The organism is Romboutsia sp. 13368, assembly GCF_018336475.1.
GTDB lineage: Bacteria > Bacillota > Clostridia > Peptostreptococcales > Peptostreptococcaceae > Romboutsia.
The window spans coordinates 2,500,206-2,505,969 of the sequence record NZ_CP048741.1; the positions used below are offsets into that span (position 1 = coordinate 2,500,206).

The window sequence follows — 5,764 nt, forward strand, 5'->3', positions numbered from 1 at the left end:
CACTTTATATAGGGGATTCGCCAAGTCGGTAAGGCATAGCACTTTGACTGCTACATGCGTAGGTTCGAGTCCTGCATCCCCTGCCAAATTAATATTTGATCCATTAGCTCAGTCGGTAGAGCACCTGACTTTTAATCAGGGTGTCCCGCGTTCGAGTCGCGGATGGATCACCAATACGGAGAGGTGTCCGAGTGGTTTAAGGAGCTGGTCTTGAAAACCAGTGATGCTTAACGGCACCGTGGGTTCGAATCCCACCCTCTCCGCCAAATGCCCAGATAGCTCAGTCGGTAGAGCAGGGGACTGAAAATCCCCGTGTCGGTGGTTCGATTCCGCCTCTGGGCACCATAAATGTGGCGGTATAGCTTAGTTGGCTAGAGCGTTCGGTTCATACCCGAAAGGTCACAGGTTCGACTCCTGTTACCGCTACCAAATTAATGTGGACCATTAGCTCAGTTGGTTAGAGCGCCCGGCTCATAACCGGTAGGTCCGGGGTTCGAGTCCCTGATGGTCCACCAACTTAATTTAATAAAAATATTTCGAGGTGTAGCGCAGTTTGGTAGCGCACGTGGTTTGGGACCATGGGGCCGGGGGTTCGAGTCCCTTCACCTCGACCATTTAAATTAAAATATGGTGGGTATAGCTCAGTTGGTTAGAGCGCCAGATTGTGGCTCTGGAGGTCGTGAGTTCGACTCTCATTATCCACCCCATATTTTGATCCATTAGCTCAGTCGGTAGAGCACCTGACTTTTAATCAGGGTGTCCCGCGTTCGAGTCGCGGATGGATCACCAATTTACGGCGACATAGCCAAGTGGTAAGGCAGTGGACTGCAACTCCTTGATCCCCAGTTCGAATCTGGGTGTCGCCTCCATAAAAATTGAATGCCGAAGTGGCGGAACTGGCAGACGCACAGGACTTAAAATCCTGCGGGACTTACCTCTCGTACCGGTTCGATTCCGGTCTTCGGCACCATTTTTACCCTTAACATCGCGGGGTGGAGCAGTTGGCAGCTCGTCGGGCTCATAACCCGAAGGTCGCAAGTTCGAGTCTTGCCTCCGCAACCAAAAACAAATATGGCCCATTGGTCAAGCGGTCAAGACACCGCCCTTTCATGGCGGTAACAGGGGTTCGATTCCCCTATGGGTCACCAATTAAATATGCGGGTGTAGCTCAATGGTAGAGTTCCGGCCTTCCAAGCCGGCTGTGAGGGTTCGATCCCCTTCACCCGCTCCAGATTAAACCTTATGGGACTATAGCTCAGCTGGGAGAGCACCTGCCTTACAAGCAGGGGGTCACAGGTTCGAGCCCTGTTAGTCCCACCATTTGCGGCCTGGTAGTTCAGCTGGTTAGAATGCCAGCCTGTCACGCTGGAGGTCGAGGGTTCGAGTCCCTTCCAGGTCGCCAAAACTTAATTTTGTGGGAATATGGCTCAGTTGGTAGAGCAAATGACTGTTAATCATTGGGTCACAGGTTCGAGTCCTGTTATTCCCGCCAATATGCTGGTGTGGCTCAATGGCAGAGCAGCTGACTTGTAATCAGCAGGTTGTAGGTTCGATTCCTATCACCAGCTCCAACGTGGAGGATTTCCCGAGCGGCCAAAGGGGGCAGACTGTAAATCTGTTAGCATTGCTTTCGGTGGTTCGAATCCACCATCCTCCACCACTTTATATCAAATTAAATATGCGGGTGTAGCTCAATGGTAGAGTTCCGGCCTTCCAAGCCGGCTGTGAGGGTTCGATCCCCTTCACCCGCTCCAGATTAAACCTTATGGGACTATAGCTCAGCTGGGAGAGCACCTGCCTTACAAGCAGGGGGTCACAGGTTCGAGCCCTGTTAGTCCCACCATTCGCGGCCTGGTAGTTCAGCTGGTTAGAATGCCAGCCTGTCACGCTGGAGGTCGAGGGTTCGAGTCTCTTCCAGGTCGCCAACTTTAATTAAATATCGCGGGAATATGGCTCAGTTGGTAGAGCAATTGACTGTTAATCAATGGGTCACAGGTTCGAGTCCTGTTATTCCCGCCAATATGCTGGTGTGGCTCAACGGTAGAGCAGCTGACTTGTAATCAGCAGGTTGTAGGTTCGACTCCTATCACCAGCTCCAAATAAGGAGGATTTCCCGAGCGGCCAAAGGGGGCAGACTGTAAATCTGTTAGCATTGCTTTCGGTGGTTCGAATCCACCATCCTCCACCACTTTATATCAAATTAAATATGCGGGTGTAGCTCAATGGTAGAGTTCCGGCCTTCCAAGCCGGCTGTGAGGGTTCGATCCCCTTCACCCGCTCCAGATTAAACCTTATGGGACTATAGCTCAGCTGGGAGAGCACCTGCCTTACAAGCAGGGGGTCACAGGTTCGAGCCCTGTTAGTCCCACCATTCGCGGCCTGGTAGTTCAGCTGGTTAGAATGCCAGCCTGTCACGCTGGAGGTCGAGGGTTCGAGTCCCTTCCAGGTCGCCAACTTTAATTAAATATCGCGGGAATATGGCTCAGTTGGTAGAGCAATTGACTGTTAATCAATGGGTCACAGGTTCGAAYNGTWCTGTTATTCCCGCCATATGCTGGTGTGGCTCAACGGTAGAGCAGCTGACTTGTAATCAGCAGGTTGTAGGTTCGATTCCTATCACCAGCTCCAACGTGGAGGATTTCCCGAGCGGCCAAAGGGGGCAGACTGTAAATCTGTTAGCATTGCTTTCGGTGGTTCGAATCCACCATCCTCCACCAACTATATATTAAAGTAAAATGCGGATGTGGCGGAATTGGCAGACGCACCAGACTTAGGATCTGGCGCCTACGGCGTGGGGGTTCGACTCCCTTCATCCGCACCACTTTACTTTCAATGCGGGAATAGTTCAGTGGTAGAGCGTCACCTTGCCAAGGTGAAAGTCGCGAGTTCGAATCTCGTTTCCCGCTCCAAATAATATAATGTGGGTGCATAGCTCAGCTGGATAGAGCAACGCCCTTCTAAGGCGTGTGTCCGGGGTTCGAATCCCTGTGCGCTCACCACTTTATAGGGGATTCGCCAAGTCGGTAAGGCATAGCACTTTGACTGCTACATGCGTAGGTTCGAGTCCTGCATCCCCTGCCAACTTAATATAATGTGATCCATTAGCTCAGTCGGTAGAGCACCTGACTTTTAATCAGGGTGTCCCGCGTTCGAGTCGCGGATGGATCACCAAGTGGAGAGGTGTCCGAGTGGTTTAAGGAGCTGGTCTTGAAAACCAGTGATGCTTAACGGCACCGTGGGTTCGAATCCCACCCTCTCCGCCAAATGCCCAGATAGCTCAGTCGGTAGAGCAGGGGACTGAAAATCCCCGTGTCGGTGGTTCGATTCCGCCTCTGGGCACCATTTTTATTATGGCGGTATAGCTTAGTTGGCTAGAGCGTTCGGTTCATACCCGAAAGGTCACAGGTTCGACTCCTGTTACCGCTACCAAATTAATGTGGACCATTAGCTCAGTTGGTTAGAGCGCCCGGCTCATAACCGGTAGGTCTGGGGTTCGAGTCCCTGATGGTCCACCACTTAAACTTCGAGGTGTAGCGCAGTTTGGTAGCGCACGTGGTTTGGGACCATGGGGCCGGGGGTTCGAGTCCCTTCACCTCGACCAATATGTGGTGGGTATAGCTCAGTTGGTTAGAGCGCCAGATTGTGGCTCTGGAGGTCGTGAGTTCGACTCTCATTATCCACCCCAATTTTTTTATATAAAGTGGCGACATAGCCAAGTGGTAAGGCAGTGGACTGCAACTCCTTGATCCCCAGTTCGAATCTGGGTGTCGCCTCCACTAATAGATGCGCCTATAGCTCAACTGGATAGAGTGTCTGACTACGAATCAGAAGGTTAGGGGTTCGAGTCCCTTTGGGCGCACCATATATCCGGGATTATAGCTCAGCTGGGAGAGCACCTGCCTTACAAGCAGGGGGTCACAGGTTCGAGCCCTGTTAATCCCACCAGTGTTTAACCTCTAGTGAAAATTCACTAGAGGTTTTTTAATATATAAATAACTAACTAGATTAAATTCCAAATAATGTATATAAAATACAAAACTTGTCTAAATTTATATATGTATATGAATTTAGGAGGAGATATTATGAAAAGCAATAAAAAGCTTGAAAGAGAACTGGAAAAAGAAAGTATAATTAAAGAGATAAATAAAGCTAAAACTGATGTAAGAACAGCTGAAAATTTTTTTCAATTTGTTAGTGATCCAGAATTAGTTGATGTTGCTATATACAATTTAGAAGCAAAAAAATCTAGATATAGATATTTAATAAAAATTGCAAAAGAAAAGGGAATAAAAAAATCTTTAAAAGAATCCTTAATAGAAGCAATAGCTAAATGATTTAAGAGGAGATGATACTTTGTACATAGTTTTTGGAAATGAAATAATTGATAGTAGCGAAATAAAAGATATTATAGAAGGTAATAGCGATTTTAACGTAGAAAAAGACTTAACTAAAGGTAGTAAGAGAGAAGATACATTAGCATACCAAGTAAGTATAAGTATAGAATTATTAAATGAAATTATAAAAGAAAATTATGAATTAGATAGTTTAGATGAGGAAGAATTATTTGATGAATATATGACTTTAGCTGATGAATTAGCTATGGAATTAGAAGAATATATGCCAGAAGACGTTATTATAAATGCTAGGGCTTATAAGTGGGATAATTCAGATGATACTATAAAACTAGTTTTAGCAATGGCTCACTTAGAATTAGGAGAGTTAAAGTTATCAGATATAACTAGAAGATTATTAACTCAAGTTGATTAATTAAATTTACTTTATAGATGTCCAGATTTAAATGAGTAAAATGATTAAATTTGGACATCATAATACATAATTTGATATTAAAAACATAATTAAAAAATATTTGAAAAAACTTTTAAAAAAGTATTGACGATATAAAATAAAGATGATATATTATTACTTGTCCTTAAGAAGCGGACAAAAATAAATAAAAAACTTCAGAAAATAAGTTGACAAAGAAAAACAACTTTGGTAAACTAAAGAAGTTGAATAAAGAGCGCCAACACGGTTGCTTGAAAATGAACTTTGAAAATTAAACAGTAGGTTAATTTATAGAATTACAACTAACAAACCAAGCCAGATATTCAGATAATGATTAGTCTGAGCAGGTAACAACTTTTATTTGAGAGTTTSAGTATCTAGCTCCCAATGGCCTACAGTTTCTCTTTTTCTAACCTCTTTAGGTCTATCTTTAATGCTTTTACCTATATTAAATTTGCCTCTTGTTTCTTTAGGTTTTAAAGATTTTCCTTTTCTTCTTAGTTTATTTATATTACCTTTTGCAATGAACTTTTGATATATCCAACGATAAATAGTTTTAAAACTTACTCTCATCGATTTATCATCTTGATAATCTAGGCGTAGCCTACCGGCTATTTGCTCAGGTGACCAAGTATCATTTAAACCATTTTCTATATACTCAACTAATCTAGAGTTATTTAATTTGCCTTTTGCTCCGCAATTTATTCTATTGCTGATATAAACTTCATTTGCTATATGTGCTAAGTATTTTCCATTAACAGAATTTCTTTTAATCTCTCTTGAAATTGTAGAAGCATTTCTATTTAAATATTTTGCGATCTTTCTTAAGCTCCATCCTAGATCTAAGAAATTTGCTATACAACATCTCTCGTGTATGGTAATATGTTTATAGTTCATAAATTTATGTCCTTTCATGTATAGTAGTTTTGTGGTTATTATTACTGTAGCATAAACATAAATTTATGGGCTATTTTTTTAC

The 5,764-nt window shown here is 43.8% G+C and carries 3 protein-coding genes and 45 tRNA genes; 47 read left to right on the plus strand and 1 reads right to left on the minus strand.

What is annotated here, in order from left to right:
- The first annotated feature begins 10 nt into the window (after positions 1-10).
- The 47 genes from G3997_RS10710 to G3997_RS10940 all read left to right on the plus strand — a co-directional run bounded on the left by G3997_RS10710 (position 11) and on the right by G3997_RS10940 (position 4,767).
- A tRNA-Gln gene (locus tag G3997_RS10710) sits at positions 11-86 on the plus strand.
- Positions 87-97: 11 nt separating this feature from the next.
- A tRNA-Lys gene (locus tag G3997_RS10715) sits at positions 98-173 on the plus strand.
- Positions 174-177: 4 nt separating this feature from the next.
- Positions 178-266, plus strand: a tRNA-Ser gene (locus G3997_RS10720).
- A 3-nt stretch (positions 267-269) separates the two neighbouring features.
- Positions 270-345, plus strand: a tRNA-Phe gene (locus tag G3997_RS10725).
- Positions 346-352: 7 nt separating this feature from the next.
- Positions 353-429 (plus strand) — tRNA-Met (locus G3997_RS10730).
- A gap of 9 nt (positions 430-438) precedes the next feature.
- Positions 439-515 (plus strand) — tRNA-Ile (locus G3997_RS10735).
- 22 nt (positions 516-537) lie between these two features.
- A tRNA-Pro gene (locus G3997_RS10740) sits at positions 538-614 on the plus strand.
- A gap of 16 nt (positions 615-630) precedes the next feature.
- Positions 631-707: transfer RNA gene (locus G3997_RS10745), tRNA-His, on the plus strand.
- Between the two features lie 6 nt (positions 708-713).
- Positions 714-789: transfer RNA gene (locus tag G3997_RS10750), tRNA-Lys, on the plus strand.
- Between the two features lie 6 nt (positions 790-795).
- Positions 796-869, plus strand: a tRNA-Cys gene (locus G3997_RS10755).
- 12 nt (positions 870-881) lie between these two features.
- Positions 882-970 (plus strand) — tRNA-Leu (locus G3997_RS10760).
- Positions 971-986: 16 nt separating this feature from the next.
- A tRNA-Met gene (locus G3997_RS10765) sits at positions 987-1,062 on the plus strand.
- An 11-nt stretch (positions 1,063-1,073) separates the two neighbouring features.
- Positions 1,074-1,148, plus strand: a tRNA-Glu gene (locus G3997_RS10770).
- Between the two features lie 9 nt (positions 1,149-1,157).
- Positions 1,158-1,231 (plus strand) — tRNA-Gly (locus G3997_RS10775).
- A 13-nt stretch (positions 1,232-1,244) separates the two neighbouring features.
- Positions 1,245-1,320: transfer RNA gene (locus tag G3997_RS10780), tRNA-Val, on the plus strand.
- A gap of 5 nt (positions 1,321-1,325) precedes the next feature.
- Positions 1,326-1,402, plus strand: a tRNA-Asp gene (locus tag G3997_RS10785).
- A gap of 14 nt (positions 1,403-1,416) precedes the next feature.
- Positions 1,417-1,492 (plus strand) — tRNA-Asn (locus G3997_RS10790).
- A gap of 4 nt (positions 1,493-1,496) precedes the next feature.
- Positions 1,497-1,571, plus strand: a tRNA-Thr gene (locus G3997_RS10795).
- A gap of 4 nt (positions 1,572-1,575) precedes the next feature.
- Positions 1,576-1,660 (plus strand) — tRNA-Tyr (locus G3997_RS10800).
- Positions 1,661-1,680: 20 nt separating this feature from the next.
- A tRNA-Gly gene (locus G3997_RS10805) sits at positions 1,681-1,754 on the plus strand.
- 13 nt (positions 1,755-1,767) lie between these two features.
- Positions 1,768-1,843: transfer RNA gene (locus G3997_RS10810), tRNA-Val, on the plus strand.
- Positions 1,844-1,848: 5 nt separating this feature from the next.
- A tRNA-Asp gene (locus tag G3997_RS10815) sits at positions 1,849-1,925 on the plus strand.
- An 18-nt stretch (positions 1,926-1,943) separates the two neighbouring features.
- Positions 1,944-2,019, plus strand: a tRNA-Asn gene (locus tag G3997_RS10820).
- Between the two features lie 4 nt (positions 2,020-2,023).
- A tRNA-Thr gene (locus G3997_RS10825) sits at positions 2,024-2,098 on the plus strand.
- A gap of 5 nt (positions 2,099-2,103) precedes the next feature.
- Positions 2,104-2,188, plus strand: a tRNA-Tyr gene (locus G3997_RS10830).
- Between the two features lie 20 nt (positions 2,189-2,208).
- Positions 2,209-2,282 (plus strand) — tRNA-Gly (locus G3997_RS10835).
- A gap of 13 nt (positions 2,283-2,295) precedes the next feature.
- A tRNA-Val gene (locus tag G3997_RS10840) sits at positions 2,296-2,371 on the plus strand.
- A gap of 5 nt (positions 2,372-2,376) precedes the next feature.
- A tRNA-Asp gene (locus tag G3997_RS10845) sits at positions 2,377-2,453 on the plus strand.
- An 18-nt stretch (positions 2,454-2,471) separates the two neighbouring features.
- Positions 2,472-2,550, plus strand: a tRNA-Asn gene (locus tag G3997_RS10850).
- Positions 2,551-2,553: 3 nt separating this feature from the next.
- Positions 2,554-2,628, plus strand: a tRNA-Thr gene (locus G3997_RS10855).
- 4 nt (positions 2,629-2,632) lie between these two features.
- Positions 2,633-2,717 (plus strand) — tRNA-Tyr (locus tag G3997_RS10860).
- A gap of 20 nt (positions 2,718-2,737) precedes the next feature.
- Positions 2,738-2,821, plus strand: a tRNA-Leu gene (locus G3997_RS10865).
- A gap of 13 nt (positions 2,822-2,834) precedes the next feature.
- Positions 2,835-2,909, plus strand: a tRNA-Gly gene (locus tag G3997_RS10870).
- A 13-nt stretch (positions 2,910-2,922) separates the two neighbouring features.
- A tRNA-Arg gene (locus G3997_RS10875) sits at positions 2,923-2,999 on the plus strand.
- A gap of 6 nt (positions 3,000-3,005) precedes the next feature.
- Positions 3,006-3,081 (plus strand) — tRNA-Gln (locus tag G3997_RS10880).
- A 14-nt stretch (positions 3,082-3,095) separates the two neighbouring features.
- Positions 3,096-3,171, plus strand: a tRNA-Lys gene (locus G3997_RS10885).
- Between the two features lie 3 nt (positions 3,172-3,174).
- Positions 3,175-3,263: transfer RNA gene (locus G3997_RS10890), tRNA-Ser, on the plus strand.
- Between the two features lie 3 nt (positions 3,264-3,266).
- Positions 3,267-3,342 (plus strand) — tRNA-Phe (locus tag G3997_RS10895).
- A 10-nt stretch (positions 3,343-3,352) separates the two neighbouring features.
- Positions 3,353-3,429: transfer RNA gene (locus G3997_RS10900), tRNA-Met, on the plus strand.
- Between the two features lie 9 nt (positions 3,430-3,438).
- Positions 3,439-3,515, plus strand: a tRNA-Ile gene (locus tag G3997_RS10905).
- Between the two features lie 9 nt (positions 3,516-3,524).
- Positions 3,525-3,601, plus strand: a tRNA-Pro gene (locus G3997_RS10910).
- A gap of 7 nt (positions 3,602-3,608) precedes the next feature.
- Positions 3,609-3,685, plus strand: a tRNA-His gene (locus G3997_RS10915).
- A 17-nt stretch (positions 3,686-3,702) separates the two neighbouring features.
- Positions 3,703-3,776 (plus strand) — tRNA-Cys (locus tag G3997_RS10920).
- A 9-nt stretch (positions 3,777-3,785) separates the two neighbouring features.
- Positions 3,786-3,862: transfer RNA gene (locus G3997_RS10925), tRNA-Arg, on the plus strand.
- A 7-nt stretch (positions 3,863-3,869) separates the two neighbouring features.
- Positions 3,870-3,945: transfer RNA gene (locus tag G3997_RS10930), tRNA-Val, on the plus strand.
- 137 nt (positions 3,946-4,082) lie between these two features.
- Positions 4,083-4,334 carry a DUF2508 family protein gene (locus tag G3997_RS10935; protein ID WP_296645791.1) on the plus strand — a complete coding sequence of 84 codons (252 nt, stop codon included), beginning with the start codon at positions 4,083-4,085 and terminating at the stop codon, positions 4,332-4,334.
- Between the two features lie 19 nt (positions 4,335-4,353).
- A complete protein-coding gene (locus tag G3997_RS10940; RefSeq protein WP_296645794.1) occupies positions 4,354-4,767 on the plus strand; it encodes a hypothetical protein in 414 nt (137 codons plus the stop codon).
- Between the two features lie 375 nt (positions 4,768-5,142).
- Here the strand turns inward: G3997_RS10940 and G3997_RS10945 are convergent, their stop codons facing one another.
- A complete protein-coding gene (locus G3997_RS10945) occupies positions 5,143-5,682 on the minus strand; it encodes an IS30 family transposase (protein WP_296645798.1) in 540 nt (179 codons plus the stop codon).
- Between the last annotated feature and the right edge of the window lie 82 nt (positions 5,683-5,764).

Excerpts from the sequence above, each read along its gene's own strand:
- G3997_RS10935 (WP_296645791.1), top strand. The coding sequence starts at position 4,083 with ATGAAAAGCAATAAAAAGCTTGAAAGAGAACTGGAAAAAGAAAGTATA.